Consider the following 19,625-nt stretch of genomic DNA (forward strand, 5'->3'; position numbering starts at 1 on the left):
GTCGCGGCGAAAGTTACTCATCTGCTGAAGGAAAAGGGGCAATACATGCGTTCGACCATAGGCGTGCTGCTGGCAGTACTGATCAGTCCATTGGCTCAGGCCGAGCTGATAGACGACATCAACGACCGGGGCGAATTGCGCATTGCCGTGCAGCCCGACAACGCACCCTATTCATTCAAGGATCAGCAGAGCGAACGCCTGACCGGCTTTGAAATCGAGTTTGGCCAGGACCTGGCCAGTGAACTGGGCCTGCGTGCCGATTTTGTCGAGGCGACGGCAGCGGAAGTCCTGCCAGGTGTGGAAAAGGGCACGTACGACATCGCCCTGACCCCGGCGAGCGAATCGCTCAAGTCGGATGGCTCGTTCGATGTGAGCCAGGCATTTGGCGACAAGAAGCTGGTGATCCCATTCCAGAAGGACAACCCGGCGTTCGAGACCGCGTTGAACAAAGCGCTTGATCGCCTCAAGGAAAAAGGACGCACGGAGGAGCTGGAGAAGAAGTGGTTCAAGGCCATGCAGGCAGGCGAGCCAACGCCTGCTGCGCTTGTTCCAGCTCCAGCTCACTGAAGACCTGCACGCCCTCACGCCGCAGCAACGCCGTGGTCACCCCCTCGCCCGGTACCTTCACCCCGCTGAAGGTGCCATCGTAGGTCAAGCGGTTGCCACACGAAGGGCTGCCCGCCTTCAGCACCGCCACCCGAATGCCATGCCGCCGCACCAGCGCCAGCGCCTGCTGTGCCCCGGCGAGAAATTCGCCAGTGACATCCTCGCCGGTCACCGTCAGCACCTGCACGTCACCCGCGAGCACCTGCGAGCCCTGACCACCGGGGATCTCCGCCGGTGGCCGCGGTGTCGGCAAACCGCCCGCCACCTCCGGGCACAAGGGCACCACACGCCCTTCAGCCTGCCACTGCCGCAACACATCAGGATGTCCGCTGGCCCGGCCGTCATAGCGCACCGGCTGGCCCAGCAGGCAGGCGCTCACCAGCACCTTGGGCAGATCAGAACGGGTCATTGCCACGGCGCCGGAACCAGCCGGTCAATGACAGGCGCTCGCGCCTGGCCGGCAGCACTTCGTGCGGCACCTCACCGGAAAGGAATATCGCCAGGCAACCTGCCACCGGCTGCACATCGTGCTCGACATCGTCCGCCAGGAACATGCGCAGCTGCCCGCCGTCCTCCGGCAGCCAGTCTTCGTTCAGATAGAGCACCGCCGACACCATGCGCCGGTCATCGTCGCGGAAGCGGTCCAGATGCCGGCGATAGAACGCCCCCGGTGGATACAGGGCGAAGTGGCATTCGAAATCTTCCAGGCCCAGGAACAGGCCCTGGTTGATGGCCTGACGCAACTGGTCCATCGCCGCCAGGTACTGGTCGCAGGCCTCGGCCTGGCCGGGGTCGATCCACTGGATCTGGTCACCGCGAATGCTCTCGCGCACCTCCTGGGCATCACCGCGCCCGACGCCGGCCGGGTTGAGTTCGCCTTCGGCATCACGGCGCCGGCATTCGGCCGCCAGCGCGCGCACCAGGTCGGCAGGCAGGAAGAGCGCCTGCTGCGACCAGCCACGGGTGGCCAGATCGTCGACGACGGCCGCAAGCATCGGGTTTTCAGGGGAGATGTGCATGGCGCGCATCATATCCATTCGCCCTGTCGGCGCACAGCGCCACTTGGCTGAGAAGCGCTCGGATTGCTCGACAAAACGGCGCCGGGCCTAGGACAATAGCCACCTGCCGACAGGAGTCCTGAATGCACCGTCTGTTTTCCCTGCTTCTGCTGATGATCTGCACCATGCCTGTCTGGGCAGACACCCTTGATCAACTGTACAAGGCCGCCGGCTGGCCCGACCAGCGCGCCCACTTTTCCGATGCCGTGAGCGCGGCCCAGCAGCGCTACCGCAACAGCCTGCCGCCTGCGGTTTACCAGGCGCTGGTCAATAACAGCAACCAGCGCTTCCAGGCCCAGGCGATGGACAACCGTGCCTTGGCCAAGCTGCGCAGTACGTTGCCCAACCCGGCGCCGGCGCTGGCCTTCTTCCAGTCGCCACTGGGGCGCAAGATTGTCGCCGCCGAGCTGCTGGCCACGCGCAAAGACCAGCTGGCCAAGAACGCCAAGGGCCTGCCGAAGATGCAGGCCAGCGACAATCGCTTGCTGGTCATAGGCCACCTGGCCCGGGCCCTGCCAGCCCGCGAAGCCGGCGCCGAAGTCAGCCTGGCGATCGCCGGCGTAGCTGCCGACAGCCTGAGCTCGATGATCCCCGGCCTGTTTGGCGCCAGCCAGGCCCAAAGCCTGCTCGACGGCCAGCGCCAGCGTCTGATGGGACAGATCGGCGAAGACCTGAACAACACCCTGCTGTACGTCTACCGCGACCTGTCCGACGACGAGCTGGAAGAATTCGCGACCTTCGCCGAGTCGCCAGACGGCAAGGCTTATTACCAGGCTGCCGTGGCTGCGGTGCGTGCCGGCCTGGCGGTGGGCCAGAACAGCGCCGACCTCGAATGATCAGCCCAGGCGCTGCTCGATGAAATCGAAGTAACGCCGGCGAATGTCCGGCAGCTCGTTGGCCAGGTGATGGCGAGCTTCGGGCAACATCAGGATCTGTGGCTCGCTGAACTTGGCCTTGAGCACTTCGAGGTTGTAGGGCCAATCCACCGTACCGTCCGCTTCTCCCTGCACGATCAACGGCCGTCGCGCGCAGTGCGGCGCCGCCTCGATACGCTTGACCCAGGCAATCAAGGCGCCGACCCAGGCCGTGGGCAGCCGCCGCGGTTGCAGCGGGTCGGCTTCGAGGAAGGGCAGGAAAGTCGGGTCGTTGGTGTTCTCGCTGAAGCGCCGCTCTATACCGTTGACGAAGTGGCGCAATACCCGATAACTGAATTTCGACCAGCGCCAGGACCGGGGCCGCACCAGCGGCGCCAGCAGGATCACCTCGCCATCGATGGGACTGCGCTCGCCTTGGTTCAGCAAGTGATCGACAGCGATGGCGCCACCGGTGCTTTGCCCGCACAGGTGCCAAGGCCGTGGCAGTTCCAGGCCACGCGCCTGTTCGAACAAGGCCTCCAGCACCTGCTGGTACAACGCGAAATCGCTGATGTTGGCGCGCTCGCCACTGGACAGGCCGTGGCCTGGCAGGTCGCAGCTGATCACCGCGTAACCGAGTTTCAGCGCCCAGTTGATCACATGGCGATAGAGGCCCATGTGGTCGTAGTAGCCGTGCAGCAAGAATAACGTCGCGACCGGCTGTTCAGGCAACCAGACCTGTCCGACCAACTCGAACCCCGCGGCCTGGAAACCGCCCAGCCAGCTCTGCGCCGCCAGGTTCAGGCCATAGAAACGCTGGTAGTCCTGCGCCTGCGCGGCCAACGGCTGGCGTCTGGCCAACGGCGCGAGGCTGGCACGCAGGAGATCGGGGTGAAAGGCAGCGGGCATTGAGTACATCCAAGGCGGAGCGAGTATTGATCTGGGATATTCAGCTGTTGGCCGCATCGTGGCAAGCTTGGGCACCTTTTCATCAGGCAGATGCGCTGCCTGCACCGGTCTCATCGCCGGCACTGTGGATAACTCATGTCGAACCGTGTCAAATGCACACTGATGGTGTTAGTGCTGGTGCTCAGTGCCATTGTACTCTGGCAGGCCTACGCCACCTTCCAGTCCCGCTACCTGCGCCCGTTCGACAACCAGACCACGCTGTTCAACGGCAGCGCGCTGCGACTCCCCCCTGAACTCGCCGGCCCCGGGCCAATTCGCGTGGTGCACTTCTGGGACCCGGCCTGCCCGTGCAACGTCGGCAACCAGCAGCACCTGGGCGACCTGATTGCCCAGTTCGCAGGCCAGGGCGTGACCTTCCACGTCGTGCAGAAGGCTGGCAGCCACGGCCAGCTACCTGCCAACCTGAGCAGTCTGCAACCCATCGCCCACTTGCCCGGCAGCGAACATTTGCCCGCCTCTCCCGCCGTGGCCATCTGGGACCGCCAAGGTAACCTGGCCTACTTCGGCCCCTACAGCGAAGGCGCCGTGTGCAACGCCAGCAACAGCTTCATCGAGCCGATCATGAAGGCGCTGCTGGCCGGCCGCAAAGTCAGCGCCTCCAACACCCTGGCCCTGGGCTGCTACTGCCCATGGGCAGGCTGACGCACTCGCGCCGGATTGCCCACCGCCGTCGCCCCCGCAGGTACATCACGGGTCACCACGCTGCCAGCTCCAATCACGGCATTGTCACCAATGGTCACCCCCGGCAGGATGATCGCCGCGCCGCCGATCCACACGTTGTTGCCAATGGTCACCGGTCGCCCGCTCTCTAACCCGCTCCGGCGGACTTCGGGGTCGAGCGGGTGGTCGGCCGTGTAGATCTGCACGTTGGGGCCGATCTGGCAGTCGTCGCCGATGCGCACCGGCACCACATCGAGGATCACGCAGTTGAAGTTCATGAACGTGTTGCGCCCGACGCTGATGTTGTAGCCGTAGTCGCAGTAGAACGGCGGGCGGATCACCGCACCTTCGCCGACATGGCCGAAGTGCTCGGCCAGCAGGCCGTTGCGCGCGTCGTTGAGCAGCTCGACGCTGTTGTTGTAGCGGTGCATCCAGTGCTTGTTGGCAATCTGTTCGGCCTGCAGCTCGGGGCAGCCGGCATGGTAGAGCTGGCCACTGAGCATTTTCTGTTTTTCGCTGAGGGACATGGAAACTCCTTTGAGAGGGCTATGCTCTGTTCGCGAATCCGTTGATGATCGGACCACAGTTTCCCTTCGAATGCACAAGGAGTTTCGATGAAGCGCAGCCTGACCCTGTTGGCCGTGGTCGTTGCCGTGGCCGCTGGCGCCGGTTACTGGTACGTGCATGGCAAGCTGCCGCAGCGTGAGGGCGAAGTGGCCATGGCCGGGCTGCAAGGCCCGGTCAGCGTGCGCTACGACGCACGTGGCGTGCCTCATCTGCAAGCAGGGAGCGAAGCGGATCTGTACCGCGCCCTGGGCTACGTGCATGCCCAGGACCGCTTGTTCCAGATGGAGATCATGCGCCGCCTGGCCCGTGGCGAGCTGGCCGAAGTGCTGGGCGAAAAGCTGCTGCCCACCGACACCCTGTTTCGCAGCCTGCGCATCCGCGAGCAGGCTGCGCTGATGGCTCAGCGCCAGGACCCCCAATCGCCCGCCTGGCAAGCCTTGCAGGCCTACCTCGAGGGCGTCAATGCCTGGCAGGCCAGCCACCCCAAACCGATGGAATTCGACCTGATCGGTATCACCCCACGGCCGTTCACTGCCGAAGACACGCTAAGCATCGCCGGTTACCTGGCCTACAGTTTCGCCGCAGCGTTTCGCACCGAACCCGCACTGACCTACATCCGCGACCAGCTCGGCCCGCACTACCTGAAGATTTTCGACCTCGACTGGCAACCACAGGGCGCCCTGGGCACGCCCCTGGCGGCGGCGGACTGGCACAGCCTCGAAGCCGTGGCCCGCGCCAGCCACGAGGCGCTGGTCGAAGCCGGCATCCCGCAGTTCGAGGGCAGCAATGCCTGGGCCGTTTCCGGCAGCCGCACCGGCAGCGGCAAGCCCTTGCTGGCGGGCGATCCGCACATCAGTTTTGCCGTGCCCGCCGTCTGGTACGAGGCTGAGCTTTCGGCGCCCGGCTTCAACCTGTACGGCTACTTCCAGGCGCTGAACCCGTTCGCGATGCTGGGGCACAACCGTGATTTCGGCTGGAGCCTGACCATGTTCCAGAACGATGACGTCGACCTGATCGCGGAAAAGACCAACCCTGCCAACGCTGACCAAGTGATGATCGACGGCCAGTGGCAAACGCTGGAAAAGACCGCGCAGCAGATTGCAGTCAAAGGCGAGCCACCCGTCACCATCAACCTGCGCCGCTCCCCACACGGGCCCATCGTCAACGAAGTCCTCGGCGCCACGGCCGGGGCCACGCCGATTGCCATGTGGTGGGCATTCCTCGAAACCGAAAACCCGATCCTCGAAGGCTTCTACCAGCTCAACCGCGCCGACACCCTGGGCAAGATGCGCGAAGCGGCTGCCAAGGTGCAGGCGCCGGGGCTGAACTTCGTCTGGGCCAACGCCCGTGGCGACATCGGCTGGTGGGCGGCAGCGAAGTTGCCGATTCGCCCGGACGGGGTGAACCCGGCGTTCATCCTCGACGGCGCCAGCAGCCAGGCCGACAAACACGGTTTCTACCCGTTCAGCGTCAACCCGCAACAGGAAAACCCGGCCAGCGGCTACATCGTTTCGGCAAACTACCAGCCTCAGGCCGTGGTGCCGATACCGGGATACTACAACCTCGCCGACCGCGGCCGTCAGCTCGATCGCCAGCTGGCCAACCCCGAGGTGAAATGGGACATGCAAAACAGCCAGGCGCTGCAACTCGACACGGCCAGCGATTACGGCCCGCGCACCTTGGCACCGCTGCTGGCGACCCTGCGCCAGGTCGCCCAGGGTGACGAGGAAAAGGAACTGGTCGAGCAGCTTGCCGCCTGGCGCGGTGACTATCCGCTGGATTCCACCAGCGCCACGCTGTTCAACCAGTTCCTCTACGAGCTGGCCTATGCCGCATTACATGACGAACTGGGCGACACCTGGTTCCCGGTGCTGATCAGCACACGCGTCATCGATGCCGCGCTGCCGCGCCTGGCTGCAGACGCCGATTCGCCCTGGTGGAATACCCGCGGCGCCAACCAGCGCACCGACCGCACCGCCATCGTGCGCGTAGCGTGGCAGAAGAGCCTTGCCCACCTGCGCACCACCCTCGGCCAAGACCCGGCCAGCTGGCAATGGGGCAAGGCGCATACCCTGACCCACAACCACCCACTGGGTTCGAAAAAACCGCTGAACCTGCTGTTCAATGTCGGCCCGTTTGCCGCCCCCGGCACCCACGAGGTGCCGAACAACCTGTCGGCGAAGATCGGCCCGGCGCCGTGGCCGGTGACCTACGGGCCATCGACCCGGCGCCTGATCGATTTCGCCGATGCCGGGCAGGCACTGACCAGCAACCCGGTAGGGCAAAGCGGCGTGCCGTTCGACCGGTATTTCTCGGACCAGGCCGAGGGGTATGTCGAAGGCAAGTACCAGCGCGCGCAGATGGGCGTGATTCCGGCGCAGAGCACGCTGAGGCTGGTACCCAGCGCCAAGTGATTTCGAATAGCCTTTGCTCGGCCGCCTGGCGGCCCATGTGGGAGCGGGCATGTCGAGGCGTCGAACCGCCGCGAACACCGGCGCAGCCGGTGCCATGCGCCGCGTCGCCTGCTGCGCGGGCGCGCCGGCTCCCACAGCGGCCGCAATCAGCCGGTCAACCCTGCCACTTGCCACCTTCGACGATCACGCTTTCCGGCTTGGTGTCATCGCTCAGTTCCTTGCGTACATACTGGTCATAGAGTTTCAGCAGAAACTTCTCCTCCCCCAGCCTGGCCAGCTCGGCATTCACCCAGTCGCGCAGTTCGGTATTACCCTTCTCCACCGCCGGGGCAATCGGCGCTTCCTCACCGAGCAACTGCGGCAGCACACGGTACCCTGGGTTCTGCTTGGCCCAGCTGAACAGGATCAGGTTGTCCTGGGCATAGGCATCGCCACGGCCATTGGCCAGCGCTTGCAGCGACTCGCTGTTCTTCTCGAACTTGAGCAGTTTCCAGTCCGGGTGGTTCTTGGTCAGCCAGATATCGGCCGTGGTACCGGTGGTGACGATGATGGTCTTGTCCGCCAGGTCATCGAGCTTCTGCACCGGGCTGCCGTCGGCAACGATGGCCTGCACGGCCACGCGCAGGTTGGGGTTGGTGAAGTCCACCGCCTCCTTGCGCTCCGGGGTCACGGTCATGTTGGCGAGAATCAGGTCGACCTTGTCGCTCTGCAGGAACGGAATACGGCTGGCCGGCTCGACGGCGACGAACTCCACCTTGTTCTCGTCGCCCAACAGGTCCTTGGCCAGACGCCGGCCGATGTCGGTGTCGAAGCCGACGTAACGGCCGCTTGCGTCGACGAAGCCGAACGGCGGCTTGTCGGTGAACACGCCGACAATCAGCTTGTCGCGGGCCTTGATGGTTTCCAGGTAGCTGGTGGCCGGCGATGCAGCTGCGGGCTTTGGCGGCTCCTCGGCCTTGTTGCAGCCGGCCAGCAGGGCCAGGCCGAACAACGGCGCCAGCAGTTTGGTAAGCGGGGCAGTTTTCATGACAGTTCCTTTTGTGTTGTCTTCGGCAGGCTTTCGACAAAGGAGAATTTGTCCAGGAACTGCTGCGCGCGTGCGGTTCGCGGTTGGCTGAAGAAGCTCTCGGGGTCGCTTTGTTCAAGGATCCTGCCGGCCTCCATGAACACGATGCGGTCGGCCACCGCGCGAGCGAAGGCCATTTCGTGGGTAACGATGAGCAGGGTCATGCCGTCGCGGGCCAGGCCCTGGATCACCTGCAGCACTTCCTTGACCATTTCCGGGTCGAGCGCTGCGGTGACTTCATCGAACAGCATCACCTGCGGGTTCATGCACAGCGAACGGACGATGGCGATGCGCTGCTGCTGGCCACCGGACAACTGCCGCGGGTAGGCGTCACGCTTGTCCAGCAGGCCGACCCGCGCCAATAGCGCTTCGGCCTGAGCCTGGGCTTCGGCGCGTTCGCGTTTCTGCACCTTGAGCGGGCCGAGCAGCAGGTTGTCCATCACGCTCATGTGGCCGAACAGGTGATAGCTCTGGAACACCATGCCCACCCGCTGGCGCACCTGGCGCCAGTCGGTTGCACGGGTCAGCAACTCTTCGCCCTCCAAGCGCAGGTGCCCGCTATGGGCCTCTTCCAGGCCATTGAGGCAGCGTAGCAAGGTGCTCTTGCCGCAGCCGCTGGGGCCGAGGATCACCACCACTTCGCCGGTGCGGACCTTGAGGTCGATGTTATCCAGCACCTGGTGAGCGCCGAAATACTTGTTGAAACCCTGGAATTCGATCAGTGCGGTCATGAGTGGGCCCAGCGGCGCTCCAGCACGCGCGAGGCGGCGGACAGCGGGTAGCAGACGATAAAGAAGAACAGGAACAGTACGGCGTAGATCAGCAGCGATTCGTAGGTGCGCTCGATGATCTGCTGGCCGGCCTTGATCACTTCGACCACGCCGATCAGCACCGCCAGCGAACTGGTCTTGATGATCCGCGTGTAGATGTTGATGGTCGGTGGCGTCATGCGCTTGAGGGCCTGGGGCAGCAGCACGTAGCCGTAAAGCTGGCCAGTGGAAAGCCCGATCGACAGCCCGGCCTCGCGTTGTCCACGCGGCAGCGATTGCAGCGCTCCCCGCACCACTTCACCGACCTCGCTGGCACCCCACAAGCCCAGCACCAGTACCGCGCACCAGAAGCTGGGAATGCTCAGGGCAAAGAAGATCGGCAAACCGAAGAACACCAGGTACAGCCAGACCAGTACCGGGATCGCCCGAAACAGCTCCAGGTACACCTGCAAGGCGATGTTCAGCAGGCGATTGCCCAGGGTGGCCAGCGTGCCATACAGCACGCCACCGAGCGTTGCGAAGACAATCCCCAGTGCCGAAATGGCCAACGTTTGCGCCGCCCCCTTGGCCAGCAGCGGCAAAGACGTCAGCAACAGCTCAATTGCCGAACTGGCCATGTTGCAGCCTCCTTTCCAGGTAGCGCAGCAGCAGCGACAGCGGCAGGAACAGCAGCACGCAGAGCAGCGTCAGCACCGCGAGCATCTCGTAGGTCTTGTAGTACAGGGCGATGTAGCTTTTGGTGGTGTAGAGAATTTCAGGCACCGCCACGGCCGAGACCACGGTGGTTTCCTTGAGCAGGAAGACGAAGTTGGCGAACAGTGCCGGCAGGCTGAGGATGCCGGCCTGGGGCAGGATCACGTGGCGCAGCAGCTGGCCTTCCGACAGCCCGATGGAGCGGCCCGATTCCAGCTGCGCACGCGGCACGGCTTCGACTCCGGCACGCAGCACCTCGGTGAGGTAGGCACCGCCCATGAAGGTCATGGTGATGATCGCTGCGGCAAAACCGGAGATCTTCAGGCCCAGGCTCGGCAACGCGAAGTAGACGAAGAACAGCTGGATCAGCAGGGGGGTGTTACGCGCCAGTTCCACATAGCCTTTGACCAGGTGCCGCAGGTAGGGGGTGCGTAGCACCAGGACCGTGGCATTGAGCAGCGCCACCAGCAGCGAGGTGGCGATGGCAATCAGCCCGACCTGCAAGGTCACGCCGACCGCCTTGAAGAAGGCTGGCAATGTGCTAAGAATGAACGCGGTGTCGAAGGTCATGGATTCTGCCTCGACATCCGGTTTGCGAAGTACGACATAGGAAAGTCTGAACGATGCGCCAAGCGCGATCGCTAGACTCTAAAGGTATAAAAAGACTTTTCTAAATACCTTTATTGCATATCGATATCACTCTCCGGGCTATCGAAACTTTTCTGCATCACGCCTTTCAAACAGCTTCAGACAGCAAGGCCATCCCCACAAGGACGACAACGATGAATAGCCCCTGCTCACCTGATTCGAACGAACAATTGCTGTGGCTGCTGGCATTGCGCCGGGCCTTGGGCGGGCTGCCTTCGGCATAAGCCTGCACTGGCCTGCCAGTGAGGCCAGCTCAACCTTCCCCCAGCCGCCAACAAAAATGCCGACGCACAGGCGTCGGCATTTTCATGCACCGATCAAACAATCAGAACGCAGGCAGTACCGCACCTTGGTATTTCTTGGCGATGAATTCCTTCACCTCAGGGCTGGTCAGCGCCTTGGCCAGCTTCTGGATAGCCTCACTGTTCTTGTTGTCCGGGCGGGCTACCAGGAAGTTCACGTACGGCGAGTCGCTGCCTTCGATCACCAGCGCGTCCTTGGCCGGGTTCAGGCCGGCTTCCAGGGCGTAGTTGGTGTTGATCATGTCCAGATCGACCTGGTCCAGCACGCGCGGCAGCATGGCCGATTCAAGCTCGCGGAACTTCAGCTTCTTCGGGTTCTCGGCGATGTCTTTCGGGGTTGCCAGGGCATTCTTCGGGTCTTTCAGGGTGATCAGGCCAGCCTTCTGCAGCAGCAGCAGGGCGCGACCGCTGTTGCTGCCCTCGTTCGGGATGGCAACGCTGGCGCCTTCTTTCAGCTCGCTCAGGCTCTTGACCTTTTTCGAGTAGCCACCGAACGGCTCGACGTGTACGCCGATCACGGTTTCCAGGTGGGTGCCCTTGCCTTCGTTGAAGTTCTGCAGGTACGGCAGGGTCTGGAAGTAGTTGGCGTCCAGGCGCTTCTGGTCAACCTGTACGTTCGGCTGCACGTAGTCGGTGAACACCTTGATCTGCAGGTCCACACCTTCCTTGGCCAGGGTCGGCTTGATCAGCTCAAGGATCTCGGCGTGCGGTACCGGGGTCGCGGCTACGACCAGTTTCTCGGCGGCGGATGCCAGGCCAGCGAACGACAGAGCGGCAGCCAGGGCAGTGGTCAGCAGGGTCTTTTTCATGGTGTTCCTTGTTCTGGATCTGGGCCATAGCGGATGGCGAAGTCGGATGCCCAACCGTTTCACTGGAGGGCGTGATGCGGACGATACCGAGATTTTTTATTCCCTAACAATATCTTTTAATTAGCTGCTTATTCCAAAAACAAAATGCCACCACCCAGTTTGCTTATAGCTCGTCTAGCCCGCGGGGTTGGGCAAATCGAGGTCCTGCGGCAGCAGCTCGTCGCCGTCGCTCACCAACAGCGCGAAGTGGATCACATTCTCCAGTTCGCGGGTGTTGCCCGGCCAGGCATGGGCTTCAAGCAGCTGTTGCGCGGCCTCGCTGATCAGCGCGAGTGGGCGTTGCAGGCGCACGCTGTAGATACCCACGAAATACTCGGCCAACGGCAGGATATCGCCCGGGCGCTCACGCAGTGGCGGCAGCTCCAGCGCGCCCTCGCGCAGGTACTGGTACAGGCGCTCATTGAAGCGCCCGGCCTTCACCACCCGCGCCAGGTCGATGCTGGTCGCGGCTACCAGGCGGACGTCCACCGGCTGTGGTTGCTGCGCGCCGACACGGGTCACCTCGCGGTTCTCCAACGCCGCCAGCAGCTTGCCCTGGATCGCCAGCGGCAAGTCGGCAATCTCGTCCAGGTACAAGGTGCCCCCATTGGCCGAACCGAACCAACCGGCGCGGCTGCTGGCCGTACCGCCCTGGCTGCCGGCGCTGTAGCCGAACAGCTCGGCGTCGGCATAGGTCGGGCTGATGGCCGCGCAGTTGACCGAGACGAACAGTCCGGGGCGGTCACTGGCCCGGTGAATCTGCCTTGCCAGCAACTCCTTGCCGGTACCCGTCTCGCCGCGTATCAGCACCGGTACGGGCTGCGGCGCCAGCTGCTCCAGGGCCTGGCGTAACTGCTGCGAGCGCGGGTCGATGAACACCAGCGCCTTGGCACGGATGCTCAGTGGGCTCTTGTCCAGTTCAGGAAAGGTCAGCAATGGCTGGCCGAACGGGTTTTGAAAAGTCATGACGAACTCCCGCCCCAGGCCATCGTGGCCGGGCGTCAGGCAAACGTTGAACGATCGGGGCCGGTCAGGCGCGACGCAATGCGCGCTGCTCGACCCGGCTCTGCAGGCGGTACAGGTAGGCGAAGCCTTGTTCCCAGCGCTCGTGGCCGGACTTCACGTTGATATGCCCGGCATTGCTCAGCAGGCCCGCCTCGGCGCCCCAGGCCTGGGCCAGGTACAACGCACGTGGCACGCTGACCGCCGGATCGTTGTCCGAGCTGACCACCTGGCTTGGGAACGGTAGCGCCTGCAGCGGGATCGGCGCGAAGTTGCGCAAGGCCGGCGCACAGGCGGGCCGCTCGACATCCGCCGGCGCCACCAGCAACGCACCGCGCACCCGGCGCAGCAGGGCCGGGCTGGCGTGTGCGGCCCAGTGGGCGACGGTAATGCAGCCGAGGCTATGAGCGATGAGAATCACCGGCGAGCGTTCGGCGGCAATCGCCTGCTCCAGCGCCTGCACCCAATCGCCGCGCTGTGGAGTGAGCCAGTCCTGCTGCTCGACCCGGGCGCTGTTGGGCAGCGTGCGCTGCCAGTGACTCTGCCAATGGTTGTCTGGCGATCCTTGCCAGCCCGGCACAATCAGGTAACGGATTGACTCATTGCGCATGGGGACGCCTCCAGTAAGTTTGCGTGCTTGGGAATCAGTATAGGGAGGCATTTATATTCGTAAAGGAATAAGAAGCTATTTATTAATAACTATAATTGCACGTCGATAACAGGCAAAAAAAAGGGCCAACCCCTGCCAAGAGATGTGGCCCTTAAGCACTTGCCTGAAGAAGGTGAAGATTACCGTGCAGTTATTACCGCCAGCTTGCTGATCCCGGCGCGCTCGATCGCAGCCATGGCCCGCGCCACTTCGCCATAGTTCACGCCATCATCGGCCTGCAGCTGCACACGCACGTCGGCGTCCTTGTCCTTGGCCGCCTTGAGGTTGATTTCCAGCAGGTCCGGCTGGATCTCGTCCTTGTTGATGAACAGCTTGCCACCCCCATCGATGCTCACCACCAAGGGGTCCTTCTGCTCCACTGGCGCCACGGCCTCGGTCTTGGGCAGGTTGATCGGAATGGCGTTGGTCAACAGCGGCGCGGTGACGATGAACACCACCAGCAGTACCAGCATGACGTCCACCAGCGGCGTGACGTTGATTTCACTGAGGACTTCGTCGCTATCCTGGGTTGAAAAGGCCATGTCAGGACGCCTCCTTCACCGGCTGGGTGAAACCACCCTGGGCCTTGTGCACAGCCGGGTGCACCAGCACGCGGAAGGCACTCTTCTGCGCCAGGCTGTAGAAGTCGTGAGCGAAGTCATCGAGGTCGGCGGCCGTCAGCTTGAGGCGGCGCAGGAAATAGTTGTAGACCAGCACCGCCGGCACCGCGACGGCGATACCTACACCGGTGGCGACCAGCGCTGCGCCGATCGGCCCGGCCACGGTTTCAAGGCTGGCGGAGCCGGCCGCGCTGATACCCTTGAGCGCTTCCATGATGCCCCACACGGTGCCAAACAGGCCGATGAAGGGCGAGGTGCTGCCGATACTGGCAACCACTGCCAGGCCGGTTTCCAGCGAGCGACGCTCACGCACGATCTGCTGGCGCAAGGCACGTTCGAGGCGGTCCTGGTGGTTGATGGCGTGGCTCAGGTCATTGGCGTGCGCTTCACCGACCGCAATCGCCGCATAACCGGACTGGGCGACACGGGCGGCCGGGCCTGGCAGCTCGTGGCTGATTTCCGCCGCCGAGTCGAGGCTCGATGCGGCCCAGAATTGCTGGTGGAAGCGCTTGTCCTGATGCTTCAGCCGTACGAACTGAACGATCTTGACCAGGGCCAGGCCCCAGGTGACGACGGAAAAACCGACCAGCAGCCAGATGACTGCACTTTCAACGGATTCGAGGGGAGATGCCAGCAGGCTCATGATGATGTCTTCCTGTGTTCTGCGAAAAAGTTAGCGAAGCTTGAAATCGATCGGCACGCTGACCCAGCCGGCCTGGGCCACATCGCCCTGCTTGGCGGGGACGAAGCTCCAGCGCTTGACCGCAGCCAGGGCGGCGGCGTCGAGGGCATCGCGGCCGCTGCTCTGCTGGATCTGGATTTGCCCCGGCTTGCCGCTGGGCAGCACCTCGACGCGCAGCAGCACGGTGCCTTCCCAGCCACGACGCAGCGCCATCTGCGGGTACTCCGGCGCAGGGTTTTTCAGGTACGCGGCGTTGGCAGACGGCGGCGTGACCGGGGCTGGCGCAGGTGGCGCAGGGGGCGCCGGCGCAGCAACCGGCGCAGGCGGTGGCGCCTCGACCGGCTTGGGCTGTGGCTTGGGCGGTTGCTTGGCCACTGGCTTGGGCACAGGTTTAGGCTTGGGCTTGGGCTTGGCGGCCAATTCGTCGATCACCGGGGGTGGCTCGACCACTGGCGGTGCAGGCGCAGGTGGCGGCGGCTCCACGACCGGCGGTGCGGGCGCGGCGAACTCGATGGTCATGGGCGGAATCTGGGGCGGCACCACGGGCAGCGTGGGCGTGGGAGCCTGGCTGACCCAGTAGGCGGCGGCACCGTGCAAGGCCAGTACCAGCAGGCCCAGCGCCAGCTTGTCGCGGCGCTTGAGGCCGCTGACCGGGGTGCGTTGCAGGCGCAGCTGACCCAGTGGCAGGCGAAGCGTCCGTCCAAGGTCGACCAGGTCACCCGGGCTCGGGCGCCATGGCTGGTCGTAGGCCCTGACGGCCGACTGGACATTACCCATTGATCAAACTCCTGGGGTTCTTGATTCAGGTGTGTGGCTGAATCATCGCGGGCAGGGGCTTATCTCTTAAAGTAATGTTTAAAATTAAAGTTAGAGCTGTTTGGAATATTAATTTTACCGGTTTGGCTCTAGGCCGCGGGTTTCGCGGGGTGTGGGTTTGCGGCGATCAGGCGATGCTTTGCGGGCATATGAAATATTCATACAAGGCATCAGATTGCCGCGAGGGCTGCGCCCTCGATCGCGGGTAAACCCGCTCCTACAGGGGCCTCGTCAAGCTTGAGGCAATAAAAAACCCGGGAACATGCCCGGGTTTTTCATCGCTCAACGCAGCTTAGATATCCGCCACCTTCTGCCAGACCTTCGGCCGGAAGAACAGCGTTTCGCCACGCGCCAGCCCGGTCAGGCTGTCGTGGTCCTTGACCACCTCGGCCTCGATCAGCTCGCTCTGCCCTTCCACCTTCAAGGTCACCCGGGTGGTCGCGCCCAGCGGGCGGATATCGCGCACTTCGGCCGCATGGTGCCCCTCGGTCTCATGCCGCGACAGCGACACTTCGTGCGGGCGGAACAACACATGCTGGCCCTCGCTCAAGGCCAGGCGGTTGGAGTCGCCGAGGAAGTGGTAGACGAAATCGTTGGCTGGCTGCTCGTACACCTCGCCCGGCGAACCGATCTGCTCGATCACACCCTTGTTCATCACCACGATGCGGTCAGCCACTTCCATGGCCTCTTCCTGGTCGTGGGTGACGAACACCGAGGTCAGGTTGATGTCCTCGTGCAACCGCGCCAGCCAGCGGCGCAGCTCCTTGCGCACCTTGGCGTCGAGCGCACCGAACGGCTCGTCCAGCAGCAGCACCTTGGGCTCCACCGCCAGGGCGCGGGCCAGGGCGATACGCTGGCGCTGGCCACCGGACAGCTGCTCGGGGTAGCGGTCGGACAGCCAGTCGAGCTGTACCATGTTCAACAGTTCGTGGACTTTCTCGGCAATCTTGCTTTCGCTCGGGCGCTCGCCCTTGGGCTTCATGCGCAGGCCGAAGGCGACGTTGTCGAACACGCTCATGTGGCGGAACAACGCGTAGTGCTGGAACACGAAGCCGACGTTGCGATCACGCACGTCGTGGCCGGACACGTCCTCGCCATGGAACACGATGTTGCCCTGGTCCGGGGTTTCCAGGCCGGCGATGATGCGCAGCAGGGTGGTCTTGCCGCAGCCGGACGGGCCAAGCAGGGCCACCAGCTCGCCGCTGTTGATGTCCAGGTTGATAGCGTTCAGGGCCTGGAAGCTGTTGAAGCGCTTGCTGACGTTACGAACTTCGATCGACATGAATCATTCCTCCGCGGCGCTGTGGCGCAGGCGGTTAATACGGTTCTCGCTCCACTGCTTGAGCAGCAGGATGAAGAGCGCCAGGATCAGCAACAGGCTGGCCACGCTGAAGGCCGCGACGTGGTTGTACTCGTTGTAGAGGATCTCCACGTGCAGCGGCAAGGTGTTGGTCACGCCACGGATATGGCCCGAAACCACCGACACCGCACCAAACTCACCCATGGCCCGCGCGGTGCACAGCACCACGCCGTAGATCAGGCCCCATTTGATGTTCGGCAGGGTCACATGCCAGAACATCTGCCAGCCGTTGGCGCCGAGCAGGCGCGCGGCTTCCTCCTCCTGCGTGCCCTGCTCCTGCATCAGCGGGATGAGCTCGCGGGCGACGAACGGCACGGTGACGAAAATGGTCGCCAGCACGATGCCCGGAAGGGCGAACACGATCTGGATGTCATGGTCCTGCAGCCATGGGCCGAAAAGACCTTGGGCACCGAACATCAGCACGTAGACCAGGCCGGCGATCACCGGCGACACCGAGAACGGCAGGTCGATCAACGTCACCAGGATACTCTTGCCGCGAAAGCTGTACTTGCTCACGCACCACGCGGCACTGACACCGAACACCAGGTTCAGCGGCACCGAAACGACCACGGCGAGCAAGGTGAGCTTGAGCGCCGACAAGGCATCAGGCTCGAAGATCGCCTCGACGAAGGTGCCGAAGCCATTCTTCAGCGCCTGCGACACCACGATCACCAGGGGCAGCAGCAGGAACAGCGCGAACACCAGCCAGCCAAGGCCGATCAGCACGCGCCGCGAGGTGGCGCTGCCACGTCGGGCGGCGTTGGCGGCAGCGCTTGCACTCAGGGTTGAACCAGACATGCGGCCTCCTTCAAGGGGTTTCGATGCGGCGCTGCAGCAGGTTGATCAGCAGCAGCAGGATGAAGGAAACCACCAGCATCAGCACGCCGATGGACGTGGCGCCGGTGTAGTCGTACTGGTCGAGCTTGACCATGATCAGCAACGGCAGGATCTCGGTCTTCATCGGCATGTTGCCGGCGATGAAGATCACCGAACCGTACTCGCCGACACCGCGCGCGAAGGCCAGGGCGAAACCGGTGAGCCAGGCGGGCAACAGCGCCGGCGCAAGGATGTGGCGGAACACCTGCAACGGTTTCGCACCCAGGCATGCCGCGGCCTCTTCGACTTCACGCGGGATGTCGGCCAGCACTGGCTGCACCGTGCGCACCACGAACGGCAGGGTAACGAAGGTCAGCGCCAGGGTGATGCCCAGCGGCGTGTAGGCGATCTTGAAACCGAGGTCGGTGGCGAACTGGCCAACCCAGCCCGCAGGCGCGTACAGCGCGGTCAGGGCAATACCGGCAACGGCGGTGGGCAGGGCGAACGGCAGGTCGATCATCGCGTCGATGACCTTGCGCCCCGGGAACGTATAGCGCACCAGCACCCAGGCCAGGAGGGTACCGATCACTCCGTTGATGATGGCGGCGAACAGGGCGGTGCCGAAACTCAACTGCAGCGCGGCGATCACCCGCGGCGCACTGATGACGTTCCAGAACTGCTCCCAGGTGAGCTGCGCGGCATGCACGAACATGGCCGCCAGCGGTATCAGCACAATCAGGCTGAGGTACACCAAGGTGTAGCCCAGCGTCAGCCCGAAGCCGGGTATGACGGGGGAAATGCGACGTGACATAAATATCCCTGGTTGAACGCACGAAGCCCGGAAACAATTCCGGGCCGGTGCAGGCTTCTGAATCCTGGGGCTGCTACGCAGCCCTTTCGCGGCTGAAGGCCGCTCCTACGGTGACCGCCTTACTGTGCCTGATAGATCTGGTCGAACACACCGCCATCATTGAAGAATTTCGGTTGTGCAGTCTTCCAGCCACCAAAGTCCTTGTCGATGGTCACCAGCTCCAGTTTAGGGAATTGCTTGCCAAATTCGGCAGCGACTTTCTCGTCACGTGGGCGGTAGAAGTTCTCGGCGGCAATCTTCTGCCCGGCCGGGCTGTACAGGTGCTTGAGGTATTCAGTGGCAATCTCGGTGTTGCCCTTTTTCTCGGCGTTCTTGTCGACCACCGCCACCGGCGGCTCGGCAAGGATCGACAGCGACGGCACGACGATGTCGAACTTGTCGGCGCCCCCGTCTTCCTTGAGCGCCAGGAAGGCTTCGTTTTCCCAGGCCAGCAGCACGTCGCCCTGACCATTGTTGACGAAGGTGATGGTCGAGCCGCGGGCACCGGTGTCCAGCACTGGCACGTGCTTGAACAGCTCCTGCACGTAGGCTTTGGCCTTGTCTTCACTGCCGCCGGTCTTCAGGCCGTAGGCCCAGGCGGCGAGGAAGTTCCAGCGGGCGCCACCGGAGGTTTTCGGGTTGGGCGTGATGACCGACACGTCCTTCTTGATCAGGTCGCCCCAGTCCTTGATGCCTTTCGGGTTGCCCTTGCGCACCAGGAACACAATGGTCGAAGTGTACGGGGTGCTGGCGTCCGGCAGGCGCTTCTGCCAGTCCTCGGGCAGGGTCTTGCCGAGTTTGGCGACTTCGTCGATGTCACCGGCCAGGGCCAAGGTCACCACGTCGGCGCGCAGGCCATCGATCACCGCACGAGCCTGTTTGCCCGAGCCGCCATGGGATTGCTGGATCTTCACCTTGTCGCCCGGATGGGCCTGTTGCCAGTGCTTGATGAATTCGGCGTTGTACTGCTGGTACAACTCACGGGTCGGGTCATAGGACACGTTCAGCAGTTCGTAGTCCTTGGCGATGGCGGAACCGGCAAAAACAGCGCTGGCCAGGGCGGCAAGCGCATAACGGCGGATGGACATGGTGAAGCTCCCGATTGGCATTTTTCTAGTTTTGGATGTTGTGGTGCGAATCAGCCGGCCTTGTTGCCTGGCTGTTGCAGGCGGAACTTCTCCTTGCGCTCGATCTGCACGACCTGAGCGTTGTGCACGGTGATTTCCACCGCACCGAAACGCAGGTCGCGCAAGGCGCTCTGGATCTCACGCAGAATGGTGGCTTCGTCCTGACCGTCGATGCTACGCAGCGATGCACTCATGCTCGTTCTCCTTGGAATGAGGGTGCCGGGCATGGATGTGAAGGGGTTCATTGC

The 19,625-nt window shown here is 63.4% G+C and carries 23 protein-coding genes; 4 read left to right on the forward strand and 19 right to left on the reverse strand.

Annotated features, from left to right (window positions below; translation table 11 throughout):
- Positions 1–45: 45 nt before the first annotated feature.
- Positions 46–567 (forward strand): substrate-binding periplasmic protein, encoded by a 522-nt coding sequence (locus HU738_RS07665; protein ID WP_186601889.1) that lies wholly within the window; start codon positions 46–48, stop codon positions 565–567.
- On the opposite strand, the gene HU738_RS07670 is transcribed toward HU738_RS07665, so the two are convergent.
- The gene (locus tag HU738_RS07670; RefSeq protein ID WP_176507579.1) at positions 506–1,015 is read right to left on the reverse strand and encodes a 2-thiouracil desulfurase family protein; all 510 of its coding nucleotides are present in this window, start codon (positions 1,013–1,015) and stop codon (positions 506–508) included. The genes HU738_RS07665 and HU738_RS07670 overlap by 62 nt on opposite strands.
- Entirely contained in the window at positions 1,002–1,634 is a 633-nt protein-coding gene (locus tag HU738_RS07675) for a 2OG-Fe(II) oxygenase (RefSeq protein WP_054885531.1), read from the reverse strand. Before HU738_RS07675 ends, HU738_RS07670 begins: the two co-directional genes overlap by 14 nt.
- A 113-nt stretch (positions 1,635–1,747) precedes the next feature.
- Between HU738_RS07675 and HU738_RS07680 the strand changes: the two genes are divergently transcribed.
- Positions 1,748–2,500 carry a DUF2059 domain-containing protein gene (locus HU738_RS07680; RefSeq protein WP_186601891.1) on the forward strand — a complete coding sequence of 251 codons (753 nt, stop codon included), beginning with the start codon at positions 1,748–1,750 and terminating at the stop codon, positions 2,498–2,500.
- Here the strand turns inward: HU738_RS07680 and bipL are convergent, their stop codons facing one another.
- Positions 2,501–3,427 carry a phospholipase BipL gene (bipL, locus tag HU738_RS07685; protein ID WP_186601893.1) on the reverse strand — a complete coding sequence of 309 codons (927 nt, stop codon included), beginning with the start codon at positions 3,425–3,427 and terminating at the stop codon, positions 2,501–2,503. It abuts the gene before it with no gap.
- 135 nt (positions 3,428–3,562) lie between these two features.
- On the opposite strand from bipL, the gene HU738_RS07690 reads away from it, so the two are divergent.
- Positions 3,563–4,129 (forward strand): DUF6436 domain-containing protein, encoded by a 567-nt coding sequence (locus tag HU738_RS07690; RefSeq protein WP_186601895.1) that lies wholly within the window; start codon positions 3,563–3,565, stop codon positions 4,127–4,129.
- Here the strand turns inward: HU738_RS07690 and HU738_RS07695 are convergent.
- Positions 4,108–4,674, reverse strand: a complete 567-nt coding sequence (locus HU738_RS07695; protein ID WP_176507575.1) for a sugar O-acetyltransferase — start codon at positions 4,672–4,674, stop codon at positions 4,108–4,110. The two genes, HU738_RS07690 and HU738_RS07695, sit on opposite strands and share 22 nt — an antisense overlap.
- Positions 4,675–4,761: 87 nt before the next feature.
- Between HU738_RS07695 and HU738_RS07700 the strand changes: the two genes are divergently transcribed.
- Positions 4,762–7,128 (forward strand): penicillin acylase family protein, encoded by a 2,367-nt coding sequence (locus HU738_RS07700; protein WP_186601897.1) that lies wholly within the window; start codon positions 4,762–4,764, stop codon positions 7,126–7,128.
- 154 nt (positions 7,129–7,282) lie between these two features.
- On the opposite strand, the gene HU738_RS07705 is transcribed toward HU738_RS07700, so the two are convergent.
- The 15 genes from HU738_RS07705 to oscA all read right to left on the reverse strand — a co-directional run bounded on the left by HU738_RS07705 (position 7,283) and on the right by oscA (position 19,571).
- Positions 7,283–8,155, reverse strand: coding sequence for a transporter substrate-binding domain-containing protein (locus tag HU738_RS07705; RefSeq protein WP_186601899.1), 873 nt, complete (start codon positions 8,153–8,155; stop codon positions 7,283–7,285).
- Positions 8,152–8,925, reverse strand: a complete 774-nt coding sequence (locus HU738_RS07710; RefSeq protein ID WP_186601901.1) for an amino acid ABC transporter ATP-binding protein — start codon at positions 8,923–8,925, stop codon at positions 8,152–8,154. The genes HU738_RS07705 and HU738_RS07710 overlap by 4 nt, the downstream gene beginning before the upstream one ends.
- Positions 8,922–9,581 carry an amino acid ABC transporter permease gene (locus tag HU738_RS07715; protein ID WP_176507571.1) on the reverse strand — a complete coding sequence of 220 codons (660 nt, stop codon included), beginning with the start codon at positions 9,579–9,581 and terminating at the stop codon, positions 8,922–8,924. The genes HU738_RS07710 and HU738_RS07715 overlap by 4 nt, the downstream gene beginning before the upstream one ends.
- Positions 9,562–10,227 carry an amino acid ABC transporter permease gene (locus HU738_RS07720; RefSeq protein ID WP_054885482.1) on the reverse strand — a complete coding sequence of 222 codons (666 nt, stop codon included), beginning with the start codon at positions 10,225–10,227 and terminating at the stop codon, positions 9,562–9,564. The genes HU738_RS07715 and HU738_RS07720 overlap by 20 nt, the downstream gene beginning before the upstream one ends.
- A 403-nt stretch (positions 10,228–10,630) precedes the next feature.
- Positions 10,631–11,416 carry a MetQ/NlpA family ABC transporter substrate-binding protein gene (locus HU738_RS07725; protein WP_054885481.1) on the reverse strand — a complete coding sequence of 262 codons (786 nt, stop codon included), beginning with the start codon at positions 11,414–11,416 and terminating at the stop codon, positions 10,631–10,633.
- 174 nt (positions 11,417–11,590) lie between these two features.
- Entirely contained in the window at positions 11,591–12,421 is an 831-nt protein-coding gene (locus HU738_RS07730; protein ID WP_186601903.1) for a sigma 54-interacting transcriptional regulator, read from the reverse strand.
- Positions 12,422–12,485: 64 nt separating this feature from the next.
- On the reverse strand, positions 12,486–13,067 hold the full coding sequence (locus HU738_RS07735) for an alpha/beta hydrolase (RefSeq protein WP_176507569.1): 582 nt from the start codon (positions 13,065–13,067) through the stop codon (positions 12,486–12,488).
- A 179-nt stretch (positions 13,068–13,246) separates the two neighbouring features.
- Positions 13,247–13,648 carry an ExbD/TolR family protein gene (locus tag HU738_RS07740; protein ID WP_186601905.1) on the reverse strand — a complete coding sequence of 134 codons (402 nt, stop codon included), beginning with the start codon at positions 13,646–13,648 and terminating at the stop codon, positions 13,247–13,249.
- Position 13,649: 1 nt separating this feature from the next.
- Positions 13,650–14,369: a MotA/TolQ/ExbB proton channel family protein gene (locus HU738_RS07745; protein ID WP_176507568.1), complete on the reverse strand. Its 720-nt coding sequence runs from the start codon at positions 14,367–14,369 to the stop codon at positions 13,650–13,652.
- Positions 14,370–14,399: 30 nt separating this feature from the next.
- Positions 14,400–15,185: an energy transducer TonB gene (locus HU738_RS07750; protein WP_186601907.1), complete on the reverse strand. Its 786-nt coding sequence runs from the start codon at positions 15,183–15,185 to the stop codon at positions 14,400–14,402.
- 331 nt (positions 15,186–15,516) lie between these two features.
- Positions 15,517–16,506, reverse strand: a complete 990-nt coding sequence (locus HU738_RS07755; RefSeq protein WP_027920905.1) for a sulfate/molybdate ABC transporter ATP-binding protein — start codon at positions 16,504–16,506, stop codon at positions 15,517–15,519.
- A gap of 3 nt (positions 16,507–16,509) precedes the next feature.
- Positions 16,510–17,382 carry a sulfate ABC transporter permease subunit CysW gene (gene cysW, locus HU738_RS07760; protein ID WP_176507565.1) on the reverse strand — a complete coding sequence of 291 codons (873 nt, stop codon included), beginning with the start codon at positions 17,380–17,382 and terminating at the stop codon, positions 16,510–16,512.
- Positions 17,383–17,392: 10 nt separating this feature from the next.
- Complete coding sequence (cysT, locus tag HU738_RS07765; protein ID WP_176507564.1) at positions 17,393–18,211, reverse strand: sulfate ABC transporter permease subunit CysT; 819 nt, start codon at positions 18,209–18,211, stop codon at positions 17,393–17,395.
- A 119-nt stretch (positions 18,212–18,330) separates the two neighbouring features.
- Positions 18,331–19,338, reverse strand: a complete 1,008-nt coding sequence (locus HU738_RS07770) for a sulfate ABC transporter substrate-binding protein (RefSeq protein ID WP_186601909.1) — start codon at positions 19,336–19,338, stop codon at positions 18,331–18,333.
- Positions 19,339–19,388: 50 nt separating this feature from the next.
- Positions 19,389–19,571: a sulfur starvation response protein OscA gene (gene oscA, locus HU738_RS07775; protein ID WP_016712582.1), complete on the reverse strand. Its 183-nt coding sequence runs from the start codon at positions 19,569–19,571 to the stop codon at positions 19,389–19,391.
- Between the last annotated feature and the right edge of the window lie 54 nt (positions 19,572–19,625).

The organism is Pseudomonas vlassakiae (genome assembly GCF_014269035.2).
Lineage (GTDB): Bacteria > Pseudomonadota > Gammaproteobacteria > Pseudomonadales > Pseudomonadaceae > Aquipseudomonas > Aquipseudomonas vlassakiae.

Excerpts from the sequence above, each read along its gene's own strand:
- HU738_RS07715 (WP_176507571.1), bottom strand. The coding sequence starts at position 9,581 with ATGGCCAGTTCGGCAATTGAGCTGTTGCTGACGTCTTTGCCGCTGCTG.
- HU738_RS07680 (WP_186601891.1), top strand. The coding sequence starts at position 1,748 with ATGCACCGTCTGTTTTCCCTGCTTCTGCTGATGATCTGCACCATGCCT.
- cysT (WP_176507564.1), bottom strand. The coding sequence starts at position 18,211 with ATGTCACGTCGCATTTCCCCCGTCATACCCGGCTTCGGGCTGACGCTG.
- cysW (WP_176507565.1), bottom strand. The coding sequence starts at position 17,382 with ATGTCTGGTTCAACCCTGAGTGCAAGCGCTGCCGCCAACGCCGCCCGA.
- HU738_RS07700 (WP_186601897.1), top strand. The coding sequence starts at position 4,762 with ATGAAGCGCAGCCTGACCCTGTTGGCCGTGGTCGTTGCCGTGGCCGCT.
- HU738_RS07750 (WP_186601907.1), bottom strand. The coding sequence starts at position 15,185 with ATGGGTAATGTCCAGTCGGCCGTCAGGGCCTACGACCAGCCATGGCGC.
- HU738_RS07740 (WP_186601905.1), bottom strand. The coding sequence starts at position 13,648 with ATGGCCTTTTCAACCCAGGATAGCGACGAAGTCCTCAGTGAAATCAAC.
- HU738_RS07725 (WP_054885481.1), bottom strand. The coding sequence starts at position 11,416 with ATGAAAAAGACCCTGCTGACCACTGCCCTGGCTGCCGCTCTGTCGTTC.
- HU738_RS07705 (WP_186601899.1), bottom strand. The coding sequence starts at position 8,155 with ATGAAAACTGCCCCGCTTACCAAACTGCTGGCGCCGTTGTTCGGCCTG.
- HU738_RS07665 (WP_186601889.1), top strand. The coding sequence starts at position 46 with ATGCGTTCGACCATAGGCGTGCTGCTGGCAGTACTGATCAGTCCATTG.
- HU738_RS07720 (WP_054885482.1), bottom strand. The coding sequence starts at position 10,227 with ATGACCTTCGACACCGCGTTCATTCTTAGCACATTGCCAGCCTTCTTC.
- HU738_RS07745 (WP_176507568.1), bottom strand. The coding sequence starts at position 14,369 with ATGAGCCTGCTGGCATCTCCCCTCGAATCCGTTGAAAGTGCAGTCATC.
- HU738_RS07695 (WP_176507575.1), bottom strand. The coding sequence starts at position 4,674 with ATGTCCCTCAGCGAAAAACAGAAAATGCTCAGTGGCCAGCTCTACCAT.
- bipL (WP_186601893.1), bottom strand. The coding sequence starts at position 3,427 with ATGCCCGCTGCCTTTCACCCCGATCTCCTGCGTGCCAGCCTCGCGCCG.
- HU738_RS07675 (WP_054885531.1), bottom strand. The coding sequence starts at position 1,634 with ATGCGCGCCATGCACATCTCCCCTGAAAACCCGATGCTTGCGGCCGTC.
- HU738_RS07735 (WP_176507569.1), bottom strand. The coding sequence starts at position 13,067 with ATGCGCAATGAGTCAATCCGTTACCTGATTGTGCCGGGCTGGCAAGGA.
- oscA (WP_016712582.1), bottom strand. The coding sequence starts at position 19,571 with ATGAGTGCATCGCTGCGTAGCATCGACGGTCAGGACGAAGCCACCATT.
- HU738_RS07770 (WP_186601909.1), bottom strand. The coding sequence starts at position 19,338 with ATGTCCATCCGCCGTTATGCGCTTGCCGCCCTGGCCAGCGCTGTTTTT.
- HU738_RS07730 (WP_186601903.1), bottom strand. The coding sequence starts at position 12,421 with ATGACTTTTCAAAACCCGTTCGGCCAGCCATTGCTGACCTTTCCTGAA.
- HU738_RS07755 (WP_027920905.1), bottom strand. The coding sequence starts at position 16,506 with ATGTCGATCGAAGTTCGTAACGTCAGCAAGCGCTTCAACAGCTTCCAG.
- HU738_RS07670 (WP_176507579.1), bottom strand. The coding sequence starts at position 1,015 with ATGACCCGTTCTGATCTGCCCAAGGTGCTGGTGAGCGCCTGCCTGCTG.
- HU738_RS07690 (WP_186601895.1), top strand. The coding sequence starts at position 3,563 with ATGTCGAACCGTGTCAAATGCACACTGATGGTGTTAGTGCTGGTGCTC.
- HU738_RS07710 (WP_186601901.1), bottom strand. The coding sequence starts at position 8,925 with ATGACCGCACTGATCGAATTCCAGGGTTTCAACAAGTATTTCGGCGCT.